At 64.2% G+C, this 21,016-nt stretch carries 15 protein-coding genes and 1 pseudogene; 6 read left to right on the forward strand and 10 right to left on the reverse strand.

The window, feature by feature from the left end; all coding sequences use genetic code 11:
• The first annotated feature begins 2 nt into the window (after positions 1–2).
• The gene (locus tag E4P09_RS04505; protein WP_137388350.1) at positions 3–1,001 is read left to right on the forward strand and encodes an adenosine kinase; all 999 of its coding nucleotides are present in this window, start codon (positions 3–5) and stop codon (positions 999–1,001) included.
• A gap of 28 nt (positions 1,002–1,029) precedes the next feature.
• Here E4P09_RS04505 and E4P09_RS04510 read toward each other — a convergent pair whose 3' ends face one another.
• From E4P09_RS04510 to E4P09_RS04520, 3 genes are all read right to left on the reverse strand, one after another.
• Positions 1,030–2,847, reverse strand: coding sequence for a chloride channel protein (locus tag E4P09_RS04510; protein ID WP_137388351.1), 1,818 nt, complete (start codon positions 2,845–2,847; stop codon positions 1,030–1,032).
• 138 nt (positions 2,848–2,985) lie between these two features.
• Positions 2,986–3,537: a hypothetical protein gene (locus E4P09_RS04515; protein ID WP_137388352.1), complete on the reverse strand. Its 552-nt coding sequence runs from the start codon at positions 3,535–3,537 to the stop codon at positions 2,986–2,988.
• A gap of 215 nt (positions 3,538–3,752) precedes the next feature.
• On the reverse strand, positions 3,753–4,796 hold the full coding sequence (locus E4P09_RS04520; protein WP_137388353.1) for a transporter substrate-binding domain-containing protein: 1,044 nt from the start codon (positions 4,794–4,796) through the stop codon (positions 3,753–3,755).
• 144 nt (positions 4,797–4,940) lie between these two features.
• Between E4P09_RS04520 and E4P09_RS04525 the strand changes: the two genes are divergently transcribed.
• Both E4P09_RS04525 and E4P09_RS04530 read left to right on the forward strand, forming a co-directional pair.
• Positions 4,941–6,893 (forward strand): glycosyltransferase family 2 protein, encoded by a 1,953-nt coding sequence (locus E4P09_RS04525; protein WP_137388354.1) that lies wholly within the window; start codon positions 4,941–4,943, stop codon positions 6,891–6,893.
• Positions 6,894–7,099: 206 nt separating this feature from the next.
• Positions 7,100–8,284, forward strand: coding sequence for an acetyl-CoA C-acyltransferase (locus tag E4P09_RS04530; protein WP_137388355.1), 1,185 nt, complete (start codon positions 7,100–7,102; stop codon positions 8,282–8,284).
• A gap of 255 nt (positions 8,285–8,539) precedes the next feature.
• On the opposite strand, the gene E4P09_RS04535 is transcribed toward E4P09_RS04530, so the two are convergent.
• The 5 genes from E4P09_RS04535 to E4P09_RS04555 form a co-directional block, all read right to left on the reverse strand.
• Entirely contained in the window at positions 8,540–9,058 is a 519-nt protein-coding gene (locus tag E4P09_RS04535) for a MarR family winged helix-turn-helix transcriptional regulator (RefSeq protein WP_137388356.1), read from the reverse strand.
• A 409-nt stretch (positions 9,059–9,467) separates the two neighbouring features.
• Positions 9,468–10,073, reverse strand: a complete 606-nt coding sequence (locus tag E4P09_RS04540) for a septation protein A (protein ID WP_137388357.1) — start codon at positions 10,071–10,073, stop codon at positions 9,468–9,470.
• Positions 10,070–11,380, reverse strand: coding sequence for a signal recognition particle-docking protein FtsY (ftsY, locus tag E4P09_RS04545; RefSeq protein ID WP_137388358.1), 1,311 nt, complete (start codon positions 11,378–11,380; stop codon positions 10,070–10,072). Before ftsY ends, E4P09_RS04540 begins: the two co-directional genes overlap by 4 nt.
• Positions 11,377–12,585 (reverse strand): tRNA (N(6)-L-threonylcarbamoyladenosine(37)-C(2))-methylthiotransferase MtaB, encoded by a 1,209-nt coding sequence (gene mtaB / locus E4P09_RS04550; protein ID WP_428977686.1) that lies wholly within the window; start codon positions 12,583–12,585, stop codon positions 11,377–11,379. The genes ftsY and mtaB overlap by 4 nt, the downstream gene beginning before the upstream one ends.
• A 144-nt stretch (positions 12,586–12,729) precedes the next feature.
• A complete protein-coding gene (locus E4P09_RS04555; RefSeq protein ID WP_137388360.1) occupies positions 12,730–13,419 on the reverse strand; it encodes a class I SAM-dependent methyltransferase in 690 nt (229 codons plus the stop codon).
• A gap of 350 nt (positions 13,420–13,769) precedes the next feature.
• Here E4P09_RS04555 and typA point away from each other — a divergent pair, with 350 nt between their 5' ends.
• Together typA and E4P09_RS04565 are read left to right on the forward strand one after the other, a co-directional pair.
• A complete protein-coding gene (gene typA, locus E4P09_RS04560; protein WP_137388361.1) occupies positions 13,770–15,599 on the forward strand; it encodes a translational GTPase TypA in 1,830 nt (609 codons plus the stop codon).
• 113 nt (positions 15,600–15,712) lie between these two features.
• Positions 15,713–16,555, forward strand: coding sequence for an enoyl-CoA hydratase-related protein (locus E4P09_RS04565; protein ID WP_137388362.1), 843 nt, complete (start codon positions 15,713–15,715; stop codon positions 16,553–16,555).
• A gap of 154 nt (positions 16,556–16,709) precedes the next feature.
• Here E4P09_RS04565 and E4P09_RS04570 read toward each other — a convergent pair.
• Both E4P09_RS04570 and E4P09_RS04575 read right to left on the reverse strand, forming a co-directional pair.
• Positions 16,710–17,234: pseudogene (locus E4P09_RS04570) on the reverse strand (DUF1269 domain-containing protein); the annotation flags it as partial.
• A 171-nt stretch (positions 17,235–17,405) separates the two neighbouring features.
• On the reverse strand, positions 17,406–18,554 hold the full coding sequence (locus E4P09_RS04575) for an acyl-CoA dehydrogenase family protein (protein WP_137388364.1): 1,149 nt from the start codon (positions 18,552–18,554) through the stop codon (positions 17,406–17,408).
• Positions 18,555–18,752: 198 nt separating this feature from the next.
• Here E4P09_RS04575 and E4P09_RS04580 point away from each other — a divergent pair, with 198 nt between their 5' ends.
• Entirely contained in the window at positions 18,753–20,954 is a 2,202-nt protein-coding gene (locus E4P09_RS04580) for a dehydrogenase E1 component subunit alpha/beta (protein ID WP_338048983.1), read from the forward strand.
• The last annotated feature ends 62 nt before the right edge of the window (positions 20,955–21,016 follow it).

Consider the following 21,016-nt stretch of genomic DNA (forward strand, 5'->3'; position numbering starts at 1 on the left):
CCATGACCTCGATGAAGCTCGACGTTCTCGGTATAGGCAATGCCATTGTGGATGTGCTTAGCCGGACGGATGACGAGTTTCTTGCAACTCACCAGCTCTCGAAAGGGGCTATGCGGCTGATCGACGAACCGACGGCCCATACTCTCTATGCAGATATGGGCCCCGGCACGGAGGTTTCGGGCGGGTCTGCCGCCAACACCATTGCTGGCGTTGCATCTTTCGGCGGGCGCGCCGCCTTCATAGGCAAGGTGCGCAACGACCAGCTGGGCGAAGTATTCGGTCATGACATCCGTGCCCACGGCGTGGAATATGCAACCTCCATGGCCACCTCGGGGGCTGCAACCGCGCGCTGCCTCATTCTGGTGACGCCCGATGGCGAACGCACCATGAACACCTTCCTCGGCGCCAGCATCGGGCTTGCGCCGGTCGATGTCGAGCCGCAGCTCGTCGAGCGCGCGGCTGTTACCTACCTCGAAGGCTATCTCTGGGATCCGGAGAACGCGAAGCAGGCCTTCGTCAAGGCCGCGGGCCTTGCACGGGCGGCGGGGAATAAGGTTGCCCTGAGCCTGTCCGATGCTTTCTGCGTGGAGCGTCACCGCGAGAGCTTCCGCGAATTGGTACACAGCCAGGTGGACATCCTCTTTGCGAACGAGGTGGAGATCATGTCGCTCTACCAGACCCCGAGCTTCGAGGAGGCGCTTGCCGCGGCCCGGCATGATTGCCCTCTCGTCGTGCTGACCCGGAGCGAAAAGGGCTGTGTCATCGCTGAAGGGGCAGCCGAGGCGGTGGCCGTCCCAGCGCATCCGGTAGAGCGGGTGGTGGACACGACTGGTGCCGGCGACCTCTTCGCGGCCGGCTTTCTCTATGGCTTTACCCGGGGCATGGCCCATGCCGCGTCAGCCACCCTCGGCACGCTGGCCGCAGCCGAGGTCATCAGCCATATCGGCGCTCGTCCGGAAGAGAACCTGGCCGACTTGGCCAAGCGGCTCCACGTCATCTGAGGATCGCGTCCCGCCCACCGCGGCGGATTTACGTATCGCCCGCCAAGTTGCGTCGAGCCTTTTCCAGCTCTTCCGTATAGCGCCGCAGGGTGTGCGCCTCGGTGAGCAGCCCCACGACCTTGCGGGTTGTGTTGCCGTCGATCACCGCAAGGGCTTCGCTCTCCGTCTCGTCGAAGCGCTGGGCGGCTTCCTTGATGTTCATCCAGGGCAGGAGAGCGGCATCCTTGTAGCGCAGTATGGAGGCTATGGGCTTCGCGGCCGCGCTCGCCTCATCGGCCCCGGCCAGTGTCTCGCTGTGGGCATCGGCAACCAGCACGATGCCGCTATAGCGCCCCTCTCCATCCACAGCCACCACCCTCTGGGTCGAGCCCAGCGGAAATTCCTGGCGAAACTGGGCAACCGGCATGCTGTCCGGTACGGTCCGCACGTCATGCCGCATGAGGCGGCGCACGGTCAGATCGAACATCCAGCCGATGTCGAGCGCGCTGCGAATCGCCTCGCCCCGCAGGTGAAACCGCCAGGTTGCAAAGGAATAGCCGAAAGTACGCCGCACCGTGAGCGACGATACGACGGCCGTGCACAGCACGCCGATGGTCAGGGGCAGGTTGTTGGTCATCTCGAGCGCAAGCAAGGTCATGGTCAATGGCCCGCCGACAATGGCCACGGCGAGCCCCGTCATGGCGATGACCGCGGCGATCTGCGGGTCCGGCGCCAGTTCTGGCGCGATCAGCACGAGAAGCGCCGTGTAGGCTTTGCCGAGAAGTGCCCCAAGAAACAGGGACGCGAAGAACAATCCGCCGCGGAACCCCGAACCAAGCGAGATCGCCGCTGCGATCGCCTTGAGCACCAGCAGGAACAGGATGGCCTGAAGCTCCGGCAGGTTGTCCTGCAGAATGATGGTGATGGCCCCGTGACCGGAAGCCAGTATGCGCGGGGTCAGCATGGCCAACCCACCGATCGCCAGTCCCCCGAGGGCGGGCCGCAACCACGATGGAATCCGGCTGGCCTTGAACAGGCTTTCAACGCCGGTCACCCCGCGCATGATCACGATGCCGGCACCGGCGCTGATCAGCCCCAGCACAACGAGATTGACGATCGCGGTCCGCCCGAGATCGACACTGGAGGCAAGGCTGGTGGCCATTTCGACCATGTGACCGGGCGGAAGCAGGAGCTGTGCGGTCACGACGCCGCAGATCGAAGCAAGGCCGATGGGCGCGAGGGACGCCAGCGTATAGGTGCCGATGATCAGTTCGAAAGCGTAGAAGGCGCCGGCCAACGGCGCGTTGAACGCAGCGCCGATCGCGCCGGCCGCGCCGCAGCCAACGAGGATGCGCAAATCGTTGCGCCGAAGCCGGAACGCCTCGCCCAGCTTCGAAGCTGCGCTTGCCCCGATCTGGGTATAGCCGGCTTCGAGGCCGACCGAAGCGCCGAAGCCGTTTGAAATCATGGTTTGCACGGCGATATAGGCGCTGTCGACGAACGACATCTTGCCGCCCCGCAATGCGTTGGCTTCGATCGGGTCGACCGGGCTGCCGGTCCGGTAGCGCCTATGGACTGAGGTAACCGCCACCAACAACAGGCCGCCAAGGGTGGGCATGAACATGAACCAGCTGGTGGGCAGGCTGTCGACGGCGCTGAGCCGTTGGCTCGAGCTGATGCCGAACAGCACTTCGTGCAGCCATTGCGTGATGAGCGACATCCAGACGACGAGCACGCCGGCGCACATGCCGGCGACGCAGCCGAGCACCGCAAGCCAAACCTCGCTGCGCCGAACCAGTGCACGCAGAGTGCTCGGGGCGAGTGCGAAACGATCGATGATCGGCAGGCCTTGCGCTTCGGTCGACATGAGGTGAATGGCTGGCAAGCAGTCGCAACGGCAGTTTGCCCTACCGTAACCGTGAAGCATGAAGCTTGTCGCGCCTCATCCTACCTACAGCACGATCCTGAAAGACACGCGCGACAGAACGGAACGGCAATGGGCGGATCAGGCCTCGCGCCTCAGCTGCTCCACCGCCTGCTCCAGCGAATCGAATCGCCGCCAGCCCGTTGCGGTCTGCACGTCGACAATGCCGTTGTCGTATTCGATGAAGTGGTGTCCTTCGATGTCACCCTCTTGGACCACCTGCGCAAATCCCCCACTCTCGTCGACGTCTTCGGTGCTGGGCTCGCTTTGTCGCGCCTTGCCGAGGAGAGATCCGCTGCTGCTGCCGACGCTCCGGGCGGAGCCGGCCAGCGGTTCAGAAGCCACGGGGGCCAACGGCGCCGTCGACAGGTCCTGCTCGTCCCGGTCGAAGTCGTGGATCAACCGGATGATCTTGGAGGCAGCGAACGCGATCGCGCCAAGCGTCATCAGGAGATAGCCCAGGAGGATGATCTGCTCGACCGTCGCCAGCCGCATGCCGTCGACCGTCGGGTTGGATGGCAGATAGGGCAGACCGCTGGCTGGCGCCGAAGCTTCCAGCCCGAACCCGGTCAGCAGCACGCCCCATCCGCCGAGGCTGATCAGCGCCCCAAGGACAAGCAAAGCGATTCCCATCCGCGAACTCCCTGTGATGGCTGTGTCGGCGTCTCGCCTCTCCTACAGCCTGTATGCCAATTACACCCTCCACCACAAGAGACGGTAGCATGTCCGATCCGCAACGAGAGCGCGGGGCCAACATTGCTCAGCCGATTTTCGTCCCGCGTTACAGGGCCGCATCATCCCGGTTGCCCCAGCCCCATAGGTGGTTTCTCGGGGCGAGTCATCCCGGTCTAATAGAGATTCGCCGGAAAGTATTTCCGAAGCAGCATGTCATAGGTGCCATTCGCCTTGAGCTGGTCCATGGCATATTCGAAGCCATTGCGCAGTGGCGTATCGCCACGCCTGACGGCGATGCCGGCACCCGTGCCGAAATAGCGGGCCTCCGTGAAGGCGCCGGGGGCCAGGCGGCAGCAATCCGCCGACGAGGCGCTCAGCGTCCAGAACATGAGCGTGGCGCCGTCCGCGAACACGGCGTCGACCTGGCCGGCACGGAGCGCCTCGAGCGCCTCGGAGTCTTTGGTGTAGAGCCGTACCACCGAGCGCGGAAAGAAGGCGGCCAGATAGGCCTCGTGCGCCGTGCCCCTGACCACGCCGATGCGTTTGCCAGGCAGCCCGTTGCCCTCCACCGTCTCGATCCCGGCGTCCTTGCGCACCGCGAATCGCGCCGGCAAGCGGAAATAGGGCTTGGTGAAATCCACGTTCCGCAAGGCGGCCGAGGTAATTCGCATGGATGCGATCAGTGCATCGCCCGTGCCATTCAGCAGGCTCGGCACCAACCGGTCCCAAGCAAGCCCGTTGACCGTGCACTTCACCCGCAGCACCAGGCACATGGCACGCGCCAGGTCCACGTTGAAACCGACGAGCGCGCCCGATTCGTCATGGTAGTTGAACGGCGGGTAGTCGTTGCCCACCAGGACCTTGATCGGCTCGCGGCTGGTCAGGTCCGGCCGGGTGAGGGCGGGGTTCAGGCGCCAGATCTGCGGGGCGATGGCACTTTCTGTTCCATCCGATGTTGGCGGCGCACCGCCCGGCTGCTCGGTCTGAGCAGTTGGCGGGCCTTGGTCCGGCGGCTCGGTCTGAGCAGTTGGCGGGCCTTGGTCCGGTGGCTCGGCCGGCCCCGCTGGTGCCGGTGCGGGCTCGGGCTCCGCAGGCGGGGTGGTCAACGCGGGCAGGCTGCCCCGCTCCACCTCCTCGCCCGGCAGCTGCGCCCAGGCATGCCACTCACCAGCCCAGGCGAGCAATATCAGCACCGCCAGCGCAAACTGTCGAACCACAGTGGATAACTCACCCATGAGCTTCATTTTTGCACAGCCTGGCTTTTGAGCGCCACCATTTCGTGATTTCATGCTGCCGGGGAGAGGTTCTGACCGGGGGGCGGAGCCATTACGGTCAATATCCGGCGGATGGGCGGAAGAGACATGGCGTCCAGCAGGGCGACATCTGTGGATGCCTTGCCTTGGCACACCGGCCTTGCGCACATTCACCCCGACCAACATCTCTCGGATCTCCTTCTGGCACGAGGCTGGATCACCGGCCGCGATCTCCGGATCGCGCAGGAGCTCGCCGCGGCAGCGGACGAGCCGCTGGGGCGCGTGCTGATCGCCGAAGGACTTGTCGATCAATCCACGCTCGCCGCCGCCCTTGCGGACGTGACTGGCCTGCCGCGCACCTCATCAGCCGAGCTGCACGCTGCGCTCGCCCGGCTTTCTGCCGAAACTGTGCAAGATGTGCTGCTGACAGGCTATCTTCCCCTCTGTCTTGGCGATAGCGGTCCGCTTTACGCGACCGCGGACCCCGCTCCATGGCGCGGCGCCGAAATGGGCATGCCGGTCGCCGGTCTGATGACGGCCGATGAGCTTCGCGCGGCATGTCTGCACGTCTGGGGCGGCGCCCTGCTGCACCATGCCCGAGACCGGCTGGCCGATAGCCTGCCCCAGTATTCCGCACGGCGTCGGCTGTCGCGTGGCCAAATCGCCGCGGCCCTTGCCCTGCTGATCGCGGCCGGCGTGTCTCTCTGGCTGGCCCCGCCAGCCGCCATGCTGGCCGCCGCGGTGCTGCTCTGCACGGTGTTCCTTTCGGTCATTGCCCTGAAAGGGCTGGCGCTGATTGCCGACAGGCCCGCGCACCACGTTGCCCCTGACGCACGCCTGCCGGACAGCGAGCTGCCTGTCTACAGCATCCTGGTGCCGGCGTTCAGAGAGGCGGAGGTGCTGCCTCACCTGATCGATGCCTTGCTGGCGCTGGACTACCCGGCAGCGAAGCTCGACATCAAGATCATCCTCGAGCGGGAGGATTGGGAGACGCGCTGTGCCCTGGCGAAGATGAGCCTTCCCGGTTGCTTCGAGACGGTGGTGGTGCCGAAGCTCATGCCACAGACGAAGCCGAAGGCGCTCAACTACGCCATGCGCTTCGTCCGCGGAACATATCTCGTCATCTATGACGCAGAAGATAGGCCGGAGCCGGATCAACTACGGCAGGCAGTCGCCCGCTTTGCTCAGGAACCGGATGACGTCGCCTGCCTGCAGGCGCGCCTGTCCTATTTCAATCACGGCGAGAATTGGCTCACCCGGCAGTTCACCATTGAATATGCGGCGCTGTTCGACCTGCTTTTACCGGTGCTGGCACGCTTTGGCCTGCCACTGCCACTTGGGGGAACCTCCAACCATTTCCGCGTGGACGTTCTGCGCGCAGTTCACGCCTGGGATCCGTTCAACGTGACCGAGGATGCGGATCTGGGCTTGCGCTTTGCCCGGCTGGGGTACCGGGTTGGAGTTATCGCGAGCACCACCTATGAGGAAGCGAATTGTCGGCTGGGCAACTGGCTCCGACAGCGATCGCGCTGGATAAAGGGCTGGATGCAGACGTGGTTGGTGCACATGCGCGCGCCCGGTCTGCTGCTGCGCGAGCTCGGCTGGCGCGGGTTTATCACCTTCCAGGCTGTCACTGCGGGCATTGTGCTCTCAGGCCTGCTGCACCCCCTCTGCGTGGGTGTCCTGCTATGGAAAGCCGTGACTGTTGATCCCTTGGCAGTCCAACTCACGCCGCTGGAATGGCTGCTCGCCGGTCTGGGCACCATCGTTTTCGTCTCCGGACTGGTGGTGGCGCTTGCATCCGGCATGGTCGCACTCGGCCACCGGCCCGAGCTGCTCTATCTACGTAGGTCTCTGCTCACAATGCCGGTTTACTGGCTGCTGATCTCGGCCGGTGCTTGGTACGCTCTCTGGGAACTTGTCCGCAGACCCTTCCACTGGCAGAAGACGCGCCACGGCCTTTCGCGGCAGGCACGCCATCACCAGACCGCAGGTCACAAGCGAGGCCGCGCGTCCCCGCGCGGCGCGGCTGAGACCCAGCTCGTGCCCACAGGCCGTTAGCTCCGGCGGAACCGACAGAACGCCGGCGGAGCCTGGCAATCGAATTTTGCGCGGCAACATTCCTGTCGCCATCACCCGGCAATCGTCTAATCTGCCGTTCTGGTCGCGCCGACGGGTAAACCTGGCCCGCCCGTTTCTCACACTGCTTCCATTCATGATGCGGCTTTGGAAGCGAGCTGAACTCTTTCCGCGAGGGAGGATTTGTCTTGGCTGATGCAGTAATCGTGTCCACCGCACGCACGCCGATCGGTAAGGCTTATCGTGGGGCCCTGAACGACACGCCCGGCCCGACCATGGCAGCCCACGCCATTTCGCATGCGGTTGCGCGCGCCGGGCTTGAGCCGGGCGAAGTGGAGGATGTGGTTATCGGCTGCGCCATGCCGGAGGGAACCACCGGCTATAATGTCGGCCGCCAAGCCGCTTTGCGCGCCGGCTTGCCGGTCTCAATCGCCGGCACCACGGTCGATCGGCAGTGCGCCTCCGGTCTTCAGGCCATTGCCAATGCGGCGCGCGCAATCAAGCTCGGCGAGATTTCGATCGCGGTCGGCGGCGGGGTCGAATCGATCAGCCTTGTGCAGAACGAGCACGCCAACAGCTACCGACGCCAGGACCCCGAACTTTTGGCGCTGCATCCGCATATGTACATGGCCATGATCGACACGGCGGAGGTGGTCGCGGCGCGGTATGGGATCACGCGTGAGGCGCAGGACGCTTACGCCTTGGAGAGCCAGCGGCGGACCGCGGCCGCACAACAGGCTGGCCGCTTCAAGGATGAGATCATGCCCATCGCCACCCGCATGGTGGTCACGGACAAGAAAACCGGCGAAGTATCCCATCGCGATGTCACCCTCTCAAGCGACGAAGGCAACCGGCCGGATACGACTGCCGAAGGCTTGGCGGCACTCAACCCGGTGCGCGGGCCCGATGCGGTGATCACGGCCGGAAATGCCAGTCAGCTCTCCGACGGGGCGAGCGCTTGCGTAATCATGGAGGGATCCCTGGCGGCCCGCCGTGGTCTGGAGCCGCTGGGCCTGTTCCGCGGCATGGCAGTGGCCGGCTGCGAGCCGGACGAGATGGGCATCGGCCCCGTCTACGCGGTTCCCAAGCTGCTGAAGCAGCACGATCTGACAGCGGACGACATTGATCTGTGGGAGCTCAACGAAGCTTTCGCAGTGCAGGTGATCTACTGCCGTGATCGGATCGGCATTGATCCGGACAAGTTGAATGTGAACGGAGGCGCCATTTCCATAGGCCATCCCTACGGGATGTCGGGTGCTCGGCTCGTCGGACATGCCTTGATTGAGACCAAACGGCGCGGCGGCCGGTTTGCGGTCGTCACCATGTGCGTCGGCGGCGGCATGGGCGCAGCCGGTCTATTCGAGGTCGCTTGAAACTGAGACCGGAGGTAAGAGCGCTGACGCAATATCGTCGCGGCGGTGGTGCAGCGCGATACGCCGCTCTAAAGCATTGTTCTGCGCGGGCCTACGTGTTCCCGCAGCACAACCTGGTGCGGCCGGATCTAGCTAGGCAGTGCAGCTGGGCTCGCACATCGTTCCGCTTGACGCAATCTCCGCTGATTTCGGCCCCCCACGAGCCGATCTTCAGGTCATTTGTCAGCTGGAACGTTCGCTTGTCTTTAGGCGTCGCTAGGCATCGGCGCGAGCGCGGCGCTTTGATTTCGTTTCTGCCAATTTCAGCGCTCCATTCGCAGCCTGATCAAGCTGCAGGGAATACGCTTCGGAGACAGCCTGCAAGGCACTCAGGAAATCCTGTTGTAGCGCCCGCGGTATCGCGTTGACGATTTCCCGGTCGACGAGGGCAGCACCAGGCTGCGCTGCCTGCAGGGCGCGCCGCCCCGCCGCAGAGAGTTTGATCGCATTCGTGCGGCCATCCTCTCGTGTTCTCTTTCTTTGCAAGTAGCCATGCTTCAGCAGACGCGCCACCAGATCGGCCAAAGTGGACCGATCGATTCCGGTTATACGCACCAGCTGTGTCTGGCTGGCACCCTCGTTCTGTGCCACAGCGAGTAGAACAGTGAACTGACGATGGGTCAGCCCGCTATAGCCAATCTGATCCGCGAACAGATTCGAGGCATACTGTGCCGCGCGCTTCAAGAGATGAAACGCCGATCTGTTCAGATCAAAGGCTTCGTCGTTTTCTGCCATACTAAAGCCCCCGTATACAAGTCCTCACCTGCGGCAGATCGCTCCGCCGCCTTCCCATGCCGATCAGGCTCCTGTTCCCCCAAGCGGCAAGCATCGATGACCTCGCCACGTGTCGAGAGCCCAACCGGCTATTAAGGTCAGGAATGCTTTTCCCCGCACCTCCAACCTCAATGCCGTTCAACCGAAGTCGCAAAGGTTACGCCTCTCGGTTGCTTTCATTTTAAATGAATAAATCAGAACAGCAGGGACGGCAATTCGTTCCGTGAGCTAAACCAACTATGGTTGCACCGGCCCTGACGCGACGGTCCTAGAAAAAGACCGGACTTCCGCACGGTTACAATCGGATTGTCAGCGGGACATCCGCACGGAAATCAAAACCGGATTGTGAAATTCGTGTCCACGATTGCAGTTATCGATCTCCGTTCTCGGAATTCTTTTGATCGATCAGATAAGTCCGGATCACTGGCAGCTGCATGGCGGCGAACAGTAACGTCAAGGGCATCACTCCGAACACCTTGAAGCTAACCCAGAATTGTGTTGAAAAGTTGCGCCAGACGATCTCGTTGAGTGCTGCCAGAAAGAGGAAGAACAGGGCCCAACGGAACGTGAGCTTGTCCCAGCCCGCATCCTCCAGCATCAGAGCTTCCCCCAAAACTGGCTTGAGCAGAGACTTTCCGAAAGCCAGTCCACCGATCAGGATCATACCGAACAACGCGTTCACAATGGTAGGCTTCATTTTGATGAACAATTCATCCTGAAGCAGAAGTGTCAGTCCTCCGAAGGCGACCACGAAGACGCCGGTCACCAAAGGCATGATGGGCAGGCGCCGGACCAGGAACCAGGTGACCGCCAGCGCAGCCACGGTCGCGACCATGTAAGCAAAGGTGGCGGCGAATATCCCGGCGCGGGCATTGACGAGAAAGAACGCCAGAAGTGGGCCGAGCTCGACTGTGAGCTTGAGCACAGGGCCCAGTGCCCGGTCGCCCCTGCCGGCGGGCTCGAGCTTCTCGCTCATCGCAGCCCCGCAATCGAGCGGGCAAAGTCGTCGGCTTCGAACGGCTGCAGGTCCGCAACGCCTTCACCCACCCCTATGGCATGGACCGGCAGCTTGAACTTCTCCGCCACCGCAACCAATATGCCGCCGCGAGCGGTGCCGTCGAGCTTGGTCATCACCAGCCCGGTAACGCCGGCGACCTTTTGGAAAATTTCGACCTGATTGACCGCGTTCTGGCCCGTTGTCGCGTCGAGCACCAGCACCACCGCGTGCGGCGCGCTCTCATCCTGCTTGCGCAAGACCCGTACGATCTTCTGCAGCTCCGCCATCAGATCAGATTTATTCTGTAGACGGCCCGCCGTGTCGATCATCAGGACGTCGGCACGTTCCGCTCGCGCCCTCTGCAGCGCGTCATAGGCCAGGCCAGCGGCGTCCGCTCCAATGTCCTTGGCCACGACAGGTGCGCCGACCCGCTCGCCCCAGATCTTGATCTGCTCCACCGCCGCAGCGCGAAAGGTGTCGCCGGCCGCCAGCACCACCTGCTTGCCCTGCGCCTTGAACTGGGCAGCCAACTTGCCGATGGTGGTGGTCTTGCCGGTCCCGTTCACGCCCACCACCATGATGACGAACGGCCGTTTGTCACCGTCGACCCGAAGCGGTTGCGCCACCGGCCGCAGCACATCCGCCACCTCCTTGGCCAGAACCCGCTTCACCTCGTCTGGCTCGATCTGCTTGTCATAACGCCCGGCAGCCACCCGCTCGGTGATCCGCGCCGCTGTCTCCACGCCAAGGTCCGCCTGGATCAAGATGTCTTCCAGATCCTGCAGCGTGTCCTCGTCAAGTCTGCGCTTGGTGAAGATGTCGGTGATGCCCGTGCCGAGCGACTGCGACGACTTGCGCAAGCCCTCCGTAAGCCGCTGAAACCAGTTCCGCCTTGCTGGATGCTCGTGCTCGTCCGACGGCGCCTCGACGGGAGGCCCGTCTTGAGGCGCCAAAGGCAAGTCGCCAGCCGTCGGTGCTTCGGCACGACCCGGCTGCTCCACATCGACAGAGGCGGCTTCAGCTTGATCCCGGTCGACAGCCGGAGCGGCACTTTCCGAAACCGGCGCAGCCTGGGAAGCCGGCACGGCCCCTGCGCCCAGCTCCGTCTCATCCGCAGCCAGAGCATTGGGCCCCGTGGCGTCGCCAGCTTCGACTTCGTGGTCCGAGGCGCCTTTTTTGTCTGCGGCGCCCTCAGGTGCTGTGCTCCGGCGCTCCTCTTCCGCCTGAGCATCACGGCCGAAGCCGAACCATCGCTTGAACCGGCTGATGCTGTTCTGCTCTGTCATGCCAACACTCGCCCGACAAGTGAGCCGGAGGTTGCCTGGATGACGTCGACCTCCACCACCGAGCCCGGTGTGACCGGCTCCGCCAAGCGCACAGGGGCATAATGCTGGGTACGGCCAGTCGTTTCCGTTTCGGCCAGCACCTGACGCCGGGCGCCGACTTCCCCCAAGAGGAAGCCGGCAAGCCGCTGCTCGCCCAGAGCACGCAACGCCGCTGCCCGGCGCTTGATGGTGCCCCCGGGCACCTGCGGCATGCGCGCGGCGGGCGTGCCTGGCCGCGGGGAATAGGGGAACACATGCAGGAAGGTCAGGCCGCACTCCTCCACCAGCCGGCAGGAATTGGCAAACATTTCATCGGTTTCGGTGGGGAAGCCGGCAATGATGTCCGCGCCGAAGACGGCGTCCGGCCGCAGCCGGCGCACCGCCTCGCAGAACGCAATGGAATGGCCGCGCAGGTGGCGCCGCTTCATCCGCTTCAGGATCAGGTCGTCGCCGGACTGCAGCGAGAGGTGGAAATGCGGCATCAGCCGCTCTTCCTCGGCAATGGCGCGCATCAGGTCCTCGTCGGCTTCGACCGAATCCAATGAGGAGAGCCGTAGCCGCTGAAGCTCCGGCACCAGCCTCAACACCCGCCGCACCAGCCCGCCCAAGCTCGGCTTGCCCGGCAGGTCAGCCCCATACGCGGTAATGTCCACACCGGTGAGCACAATCTCGCGATAGCCGCGCGCGACCAGATTGCGAACCTGTGCCACCACCTCCCCCGCCGGCACGGAGCGGGAATTGCCTCGGCCGAAGGGAATGATGCAGAAGGTGCAGCGATGGTCGCATCCGTTCTGGATCTGCACGAAGGCGCGGGTCCGCTCGGCAAACCCGTCCACCATATGGGATGCGGTTTCCCGCACCGACATGATCTCGTTGACCACGACCTTTTCATGCGCCCCGGCGCCGAAATCCGCCCCGACGCGCCGCCAGGGCGCAGCCTTCAGCTTGTCCTCGTTGCCCAGCACGAGGTCCACCTCGTCCATGGCGGCGAAGCTCGCCGGGTCGATCTGTGCCGCGCAGCCCGTGACCACGATGCGCGCCTGCGGTCGCTCGCGCCGGGCGCGGCGGATCGCTTGCCTCGCTTGCCGCTGCGCCTCCGCCGTCACCGCGCAAGTATTGATGATGATTGTATTTTCGAGGGCCGCCGCGTCCGCGTGCGCGCGCATGACCTCGGACTCATAAGTATTGAGCCGACAACCAAAGGTGATGATGTCGATCTGTGCCGTCATAACACATGCAGATACGGTGTCCGGTACGAATACGCAAATCCGGAGTCGCCATTTTGGCCTGGCGGCATGAAATTCCGTCCATCAAGATGCCTGTCGCTTGCGCAGCACGAGCAGCCAGTCCACGCCATCCAGGGCGCCTCGACTGAGGCTATCGAAAAAAAGCGCGCTTTCGATTTGGCTGGCCAAATCCCTGCCCAGCTCAGCGGACCAGGCAGGAGAGCTCAGGCGGCCGGTACACAGATATTCTCGGAACATGTCGGCCGTCTTGGGAAAACGGCCATCCTCGATCTGCTCCGGCTGCCACCCAAGATCCTCGATCGCGTAATAGCCTCCCGGCCTTACGTGTGGAAACAGCTCACGGAAGCTGATCTGCTGGTGTTGCGAGGCATGGCTGCCGTCGTCGATCACGATGTCGAACCCGCCAGGCGAGGCGGCCGCCACACGCTGGAGATCGCTCGCGCTGCCTTGATCGCCCTGGAGAATGATGCAATCGGGAATCGGCGGCCCCTCATAGGCGCACAGATCAAGCCCATGGAGCCGCGCTGCGTGGAAATACCGCCGCCACATCTCCAGAGAGGGCGCCCGGGTGATCACGTTTCGGGATTGTCCGGCATTGGCTGTGTTGGGCCGCAGCAAGCCGATCTCGAGGAGCGCTACAGGGGCACGCCGCAAAGGCTTGAACAGGGTGTGATAGACGCGGGTGTAGCCGTGGCCAAAACCAAATCCGGCAAGATAGCCGTGGACCTTGTCGCTGCGATAGCAAACGGCCAAGCGATCGAGACTTGAGTCACTGAAACGCCGGTCACGCCGGAGAATTCGCATAGAAGACGCTTCTGGATAGATTCGACGGATCGAATAATCTCCGCAGCTCTGGCGACAGTCAAGGGTTGCGGTATTCGCATGCTAAAATCAGGTGTTGCAAATTGCGCGTTGCATATGCGACAGGCCTTTTGCTTCAGGACACGATAGCAAACCTGCACAGGTCGTTTCATCCCTTGGTCCAGCGAGCTATAGCGCCTTGGCACGGGCTTGCGCCGGAGGGCTGGTCTCCTATATATGCGGCGCATCATCGCAAGCCGCGGGTTGAAACACGCCCGCGGCCATTTCATTCAGGCAGCGCCATGCACCTTCGCAATATCGCCATCATCGCCCATGTCGACCACGGCAAGACCACGCTGGTCGACCGGCTGCTGGCGCAGTCTGGCGCCTTCCGCTCGAACCAGCGCGTGATGGAGCGCGCCATGGACTCCAACGACCTGGAGCGGGAACGGGGAATCACGATCCTTGCCAAGGTCACCTCGGTGCCCTGGGGCGACACGCGCATCAATATCGTGGACACGCCGGGGCATGCGGATTTTGGCGGCGAGGTCGAGCGCATCCTGCACATGGTGGACGGCGCGGTGCTGCTGGTGGACGCCGCCGAGGGACCGATGCCGCAGACCAAGTTCGTGGTCGGCAAGGCGCTGAAGATCGGCCTGCGCCCCATCGTGGTGATCAACAAGATCGACCGGCCGGACGAGCGGCACACCGAGGTGCTGAACGAGATCTTCGATCTGTTCGTCGCGCTCGATGCGACCGATGAGCAGCTCGATTTCCCCGTGCTGTACGGCTCGTCCAAACAGGGCTGGATGGCGGCGGACCCGGCCGGGCCCCAGCAGGACATGGCCCCCCTGTTCGACCTTGTGCTGCAGCATGTGCCAGCCCCGCGCACCGAGGAAGGGCCCTTCCGGCTGCTGGCCACCACCATCGAAGCGGATCCCTATCTCGGCCGCGTGCTGACGGGACGGATCGCCTCGGGTTCGGTGAAGCCCAATATGACCGTGAAGGCGCTCGCCCGCGACGGCCGGGTGCTGGAAGAAGCGCGCATCTCCAAAGTGCTGGCGTTCCGCGGGCTCGAGCGCACCCCCATCGATGTGGGCGAGGCCGGCGACATCGTGGCGCTGGCCGGCCTCAAGACAGCGACCGTCGCCGACACCATTGCCGCCCCGGAAGTGAGCGAGCCGATCAAGGCCCAGCCTATCGACCCGCCGACCCTGTCCATGACGTTCCGCATCAATGACGGCCCGCTGGCCGGCCAGGAGGGAGACAAGGTGCAGAGCCGCGTCATCCGCGAGCGGCTGCTGCGCGAGGCGGAAGGCAACGTGGCGCTCAAGGTGACGCCGAGCAGCGAGGTCGACAGTTTCGAGGTCGCCGGGCGCGGGGAATTGCAGTTGGCCGTGCTCATCGAAACGATGCGGCGAGAGGGCTTCGAGCTCACCGTCGGCCGGCCGCGCGTGGTCATGAAGCGCGACGAAGCCAGCGGCGAGTTGCTGGAGCCAATCGAGGAAGTGACCATCGACGTCGATGAGGACTATGCCGGCGCGGTGGTGCAGAAATTGTCCGAGCGCCGTGCCGAGCTCGTGGACATGCGGCCGTCTGGCGGCGGCCGGCAGCGGCTCGTCTTCAAGGCGCCGACCCGCGGTCTCATCGGCTATCACAGCGAGCTTCTGTCCGACACCCGCGGCACCGGCATCATGAACCGGGTCTTCCACGCCTATGCGCCCTATGCCGGCGACATTCCGGCACGGCGCACCGGCGTGCTGATCTCGAACGGCGATGGCGACGCTGTGGCCTATGCCCTGTGGAACCTGGAGGACCGTGGCCCGATGTTCATTCATCCTGGCACCCGGGTCTATGCCGGCATGATCGTGGGCGAACACACCCGCGGCAATGACCTGGAGGTGAACGTCCTCAAGGGTAAGAAGCTCAGCAATGTGCGCGCCGCCGGCAAGGACGAGAACGTCATCCTCACGCCTCCGGTCAACATGACCCTGGAAAAGGCGCTGGCCTTCATCGCCGATGACGAGCTGGTGGAGGTCACGCCGAAATCGATCCGGCTGCGCAAGGCTATTCTCGATCCCCATGAGCGCAAGCGGGCTGAACGCAGCAAAGCGGCCGAGATGAGCGCTTGAGGCCAGGCGGTCCTGATGTGCCTTTCGGCAGCTGGCGGGTTGACGCAAGCCACCCCTGCCCTGCACCATCCCTTGCCGTCCGAGCAGGACGATCAGCGAGGGAGGGCGATCCAGTGACCTACGAAGACCTGACCTACGAAAAGGCGGACGGTGTCGTCACCATCTGCCTCAATCGGCCGGACAAGCTGAATGCCGCGCGCGTGGAAACCCACGACGAGCTTCTCACAGCCTTCACCCGAGCCGATGAGGACGACGAGGTCAGGGCAGTGGTGGTGACCGGTAACGGGCGAGCATTCTGCGCCGGCACGGACCTGAGCGGCGGCTTCAACCTCCCCTCCGGTGGTGATCCCGCCACGGGCGAGAATGTGCCAGCCGACCTTGGCGGGCGGGTCAGCCTGCGTCTCTACGAGATGCGCAAGCCGGTCATCGGGGCGATCAACGGCGTCGCCGTCGGCTTCGGCGCAACTGTGCTGCTGCCCATGGACTTCCGCATCGCCGCAAGCGAGGCAAGGTTCGGTTTCATCTTCTCCCGTCGCGGCATCGTGGCGGAGTCCTGCTCCAGCTGGTTCCTGCCCCGCCTCGTCGGCATCGCCACCGCTCTGGACTGGATGATCACCGGCCGGATGATCCCGGCGGACGAAGCCTTGGAGCGCGGCCTGTTGCACAAGGTGGTCGCGCAGGACCAGTTGTTGTCGACGGCCATGGCGCTGGCCCGTGACATTGCCGACAATACCGCGCCGGTGTCGGTGGCCCTCAACCGCCAGCTGCTGTGGAAGATGCTGGGGGCCGACCGTCCGCGCATTGCCCACGATCTGGAATCGCGCGCCTTGTCGGCCACGCTCGCCCTCCCGGATTCCCGCGAGGGCGCACGCGCTTTCACGGAAAAGCGCCCGGCCGCCTTCTCCGGCCGCACCAGCGAAGCTGCCTTCATGGATGCCTGGTGGCAGCAGCGCTGATGCCGCCGTGCAGCCCGGATCAGGCCCCCTGGGGCTTGGCTCCCGTGGGCGTCGTGCCGCTTGCGGGCGCCGGACTCGTGGAGGTCGTGCCCGCCGCGGCTGTGCTCTGTGGCGCTGAACTTGGCGTGCTTTGCACGACAGGGGTCGGTGCTGCCGCCGCAGCCGACCCTACATGCGCCTCGAGCGCTTCACGCAGCTTCTCCTCTTGATCCGGGGCAAGCGAAGTCCGCAGCAGGCGCCCGTGGATGCCCTGCAGCTCGGCCAGCACCTTCTCCGGTTGCGCCTTGCGCACCAGCACGAACAGTGCGGAGCTGTTGTTCGGGATGGTCTGGGCCAGCTGCTTGATGAACCCGTCGTCGATGCCATAGTCGATCATCGACCCCGAAAGGGCGCCGGTGCCCGCGCCGATCATGCCGCCAAGAGCAAAGCCGGCCAGCGGATTGAGGAACAATAACCCAACCAGGGCGCCCCACAGCCCGCCGGACAAGCCGCCGGACGCTGCGCCGAGCGCCATCAGGTTGACGCTCTGTTTCAGCTGCACCTTCCCTTGCGGGTCGCGGACAACCACGACCGCGTCTTCGAGATCGATCAGATGCTCTTTCTTGAGCTGAGTAAGCTTCAGGAGAACGCGATCGGCTTCGGCAGGATCATCGAAACCGACGACTATAAGATCGGACATGGACTAATCTCCTCTCGTCTTCAAAGCTGGCCAGCGACAGCGACTTTCCTGGCCTGGATATACCCGCGCACAGATGAAGAAACTGCAACGAGCGGAAATCGTCTCGCCCCTGAAAGATCATGCCCCCGAGCGCCGCGGCGATGGCTTGCCTGATGCGCCGAGCGGGCCGCTTCAACCTTGCGCGCGCCTGATCATCTCACGGGCGATGACCAGCTGCTGGATCTGCGAGGTGCCTTCGTAGATCCGGAACAGGCGCACATCCCGGTAAAAGCGTTCGGCGGCATAATCGGCCATATAGCCGGCGCCGCCATGAATCTGCACGTTGCGGTCCGCCACCCGGCCGACCATTTCGGAGGCAAACAGCTTGGCTGCCGCCGCTTCCTCGGTGATCGCCCGCCCCTCGTCCCTGCGGCGGGCTGCGTCCAGCACCATGCAGCGGGCGGCATAGGCCTCGGCCCGGCTGTCGGCGAGCATGGCCTGAACCAGTTGGAATTCAGCGATAGGCTTGCCGAACTGGACCCGGCCCATGGCATAGGCGAGGCTGTCGACGATCATGCGTTCGGAAAGCCCGACACAGACGGCCGCGATGTGGAGTCTGCCGCGGTCAAGCACCTTCATAGCGGTTTTGAACCCGAGTCCGGGCACCCCGCCAATGATGTTGTGCGCCGGCACGCGGCAGTTCTCAAAGACGACGTCGCAGGTGACGGTGCCGCGCTGCCCCATCTTGCGGTCAACCTTGCCGAGGATGAGGCCCGGCCTGCCGCGCTCCACCAGGAACGGCGAAATCCCAGGCGCGCCGGGCCCGCCGGTCCGCGCCATGACCGTGAACAAGCCGGCCCGCGGGGCATTGGTGATGAAGCGCTTCGTGCCGTTCAGCACATAGTCCTCGCCGTCAAGCTCGGCCGTGGTGCGCAGCGAGGCGGCGTCCGATCCGGCATCCGGCTCGGTCAGTGCGAAGGAGCCGATGATCTCGCCACGGGCCAACCGCGGCAGCCACTCGGCCTTCTGCTCCTCCGTGCCGTCGGCCACGATCCCCTGCGAACCGATGCCATTATTGGTGCCAATGAGCGAGCGGAATGCCGGCGAGGTCTTCCCCAGCTCGAAGGCGATGTGGACCTCCTCCTCCATGGTGAGGCCCAGGCCGCCATAGGCCTCCGGCACGGACAATCCGAACAGCCCCAGCCCGCGCATCTCGTCCACGAGCGCCTCGGGAATGGCATCGTCGTGGTCGACCTGCGCCTCCAAAGGCACCAGCCGATCGGCCACGAACCGACGCACCGTCTCGACCAGCGCGGCCAAGCTTTCCTCATCCCGTATCATTCGCTTCAGTCTACTCGGAACACATCGCAAATATCGGTTGCTCATCGAGCCTTCCACGGCTTAGCTTCTGTGGCAAGGAAGATGGAATTAAATTCCGCAATTCGAATCTGCGCCTGCGCCCAGGGGAGGAACAATTTCAGGATAGTAAGACCAAGACCGATTCGGATATTTCATATACCGGATAGGGAGAGCACTCTCGTGGCGAGCCGCCGGCCGATCACAACCGACACACCCTGGTACCGGCTCGAGGTCGGCGCCGATGATTGGGCTGCCGAGGACCGGCGCAATCTTGCGCGCTGGTATCAGCAGATGTTGCTGATCCGGCGCTTCGAGGAAAAGATCCTGGATCTTGCCAATGCCGGCCTGGTTCACGGGCCCGCACATGCCAGCATCGGCCAGGAGGCCGGCGCGGTCGGCGCCATGTCGGTCCTGAACACGACCGATCGCATCAACGGCACCCACCGTGCCCATCACCAGGTGCTGGCGAAACTGGTGAATGCGCAGACGCCACCCAACTTCGACCCGCTGGCGCAACCTTTCGCGCCCCCGATGATCGGCGCCCTACAGGGTCTCATGGCCGAGATCATGGGCCTTAACAGCGGCTTCTGTGGCGGCCGTGGCGGGTCGATGCATATGCGTCACGACCCCTCCGGCATTCCCGGCACCAGCGCCATCATCGGCGGCAATCTTCCGCACGCGGCGGGCTACGCGCTTGCCGACAAGCTGCTCGGCACGGGGCGCATCTCGGTCAGCTTCTTCGGCGACGGCACGCTCATGGCCGGTGTTTCTCACGAAGCCCTGAACATCGCCGCCCTTTACGATTTGCCGGTCATCTTCTTCCTCGAAAACAACTTCTACGCCGTCTCGACTCACCTCCGCGAGCAGACCCGCGAGACACGGCTGACCTCACGCGGGCCCATGTTCGGCATTCCGGCGATCGAGGTCGACGGCATGGACATGATCGCCGTGCGCCGCGCCATGCAGGAGGCCCGCGCCATCATCGCTGGAAGGGGAGGGCCGGTGCTGATCGAGGCAATCTGCTACCGGTTCCTGCACCAGAGCGGCAGCCGGCCGGGCAGCGAGTTCGGCTATCGCACCCGCGAGGAGGAGCAGGAATGGCGGGCGCAGGACCCGATCGTCACCGGCGCCGCCCGCCTGACAGAGCTCGGCATCCTCACCGCCGATGACATCGCCCTCTTGGAAGAACGGGCCCAGGCCGCCGTGGAAGAGGCAGCCGCCAAGCTGACCCAGCCAGTGCCCGGGGGCAACAGCTTGCAGATACCGGAACGGCTGTGGCCGGATCCAGCCGAGATCGACCATCACATCCGCGGCGATTTGTCGGAACTCGCCGGCCAGCGCTTCCGCGAGATCGAGGACTATGCCCCCGCGGAGCTCGCCACCACCAAATATATCACCGCTGCCTCGCAAGTGATCGCGCGCGCCATGGAACGCGACCACCGCATCGTCATCATGGGCGAGGATGTCCACCGGCTGCGCGGCGGCGTCAGCGGCGCCACCAAAGGCGCGCTCGAACGCTGGCCGGAGCGGGTGCTGGCCATGCCCATTGCCGAGAACGGCTTCGTGGGGATCGCCCTCGGCGCAGCCTTGTGCGGCCTGCGCCCGATCGTCGAAATCATGTTCGGCGATTTCTGCATTGTCGCCGCCGACCAGCTGTTCAATGCGGTCGGCAAGGTGCGGCACATGTTTGGTGGCGGATTTCCAGTGCCGCTGGTGGTACGGGTGCGCGTCTCGCCTCACACCGGCTACGGCTCGCAGCACTCGGGCGATCCGTCCGGCCTGTTCGCCTCATTTCCCGGCTGGCGGATCGTGGCCCCTTCCACACCCTTTGACTATGTGGGCCTGATGAATTCGGCCTTGCTCTGCGATGACCCGGTGGTGGTGATCGAGCACGTGGCCCTGTTCCAGAACGAAGGCCCGGTCCCCGCCAACGATCTGGACTACTACATCCCGTTCGGCCGGGCGCGGGTGGTCCGGCCGGGCGCGGCTTGTACCGTCCTCACCGCGGCGAGCATGGTGCAGACCACCTTGGATGTGGTGGAGAGCACCGGCACCGACGCCGAGGTGATCGACCTGCGGACCCTTGATCCGACCGGGCTCGATTGGGCAACTGTCGAGGACTCCGTCAAGCGTACCAACCGAGTGGCAATCGTGGAGCAGGTGGCGCGCGGCCTCTCCTTAGGCGGTCGATTGACCCAGGAGATCCAGCACCGGTTGTTCGATCACCTCGACCACGAGGTGCTGCACGTCACCGGCAGCTTGGCAGCGCCCGTGGTCTCGGCCCCGCTGAACCGCGCCGCCCTGGGCGGTCCTGAAAAGATTGCAGACGTCTTGTCACTGCTGACGAAGACTGGCTGGCCCCATGCCCGTGCGATGGCATGATGGCCGCTTAAAACTGGAGGAGGGAGCAGACATGATGAGGACACGAAGTCTCTTGCTCGCCG

Source organism: Rhodoligotrophos defluvii, from assembly GCF_005281615.1.
Classification (GTDB): Bacteria; Pseudomonadota; Alphaproteobacteria; order Rhizobiales; family Im1; genus Rhodoligotrophos; species Rhodoligotrophos defluvii.

What these genes read in the sequence shown, in the direction of transcription:
- E4P09_RS04505 (WP_137388350.1), top strand. Translation starts at nt 3, where the DNA reads ATGACCTCGATGAAGCTCGACGTTCTCGGTATAGGCAATGCCATTGTG.
- E4P09_RS04510 (WP_137388351.1), bottom strand. Translation starts at nt 2,847, where the DNA reads ATGTCGACCGAAGCGCAAGGCCTGCCGATCATCGATCGTTTCGCACTC.
- E4P09_RS04515 (WP_137388352.1), bottom strand. Translation starts at nt 3,537, where the DNA reads ATGGGAATCGCTTTGCTTGTCCTTGGGGCGCTGATCAGCCTCGGCGGA.
- E4P09_RS04525 (WP_137388354.1), top strand. Translation starts at nt 4,941, where the DNA reads ATGGCGTCCAGCAGGGCGACATCTGTGGATGCCTTGCCTTGGCACACC.
- E4P09_RS04535 (WP_137388356.1), bottom strand. Translation starts at nt 9,058, where the DNA reads ATGGCAGAAAACGACGAAGCCTTTGATCTGAACAGATCGGCGTTTCAT.
- E4P09_RS04540 (WP_137388357.1), bottom strand. Translation starts at nt 10,073, where the DNA reads ATGAGCGAGAAGCTCGAGCCCGCCGGCAGGGGCGACCGGGCACTGGGC.
- ftsY (WP_137388358.1), bottom strand. Translation starts at nt 11,380, where the DNA reads ATGACAGAGCAGAACAGCATCAGCCGGTTCAAGCGATGGTTCGGCTTC.
- mtaB (WP_428977686.1), bottom strand. Translation starts at nt 12,585, where the DNA reads ATGCGCGCGCACGCGGACGCGGCGGCCCTCGAAAATACAATCATCATC.
- typA (WP_137388361.1), top strand. Translation starts at nt 13,770, where the DNA reads ATGCACCTTCGCAATATCGCCATCATCGCCCATGTCGACCACGGCAAG.
- E4P09_RS04575 (WP_137388364.1), bottom strand. Translation starts at nt 18,554, where the DNA reads ATGATACGGGATGAGGAAAGCTTGGCCGCGCTGGTCGAGACGGTGCGT.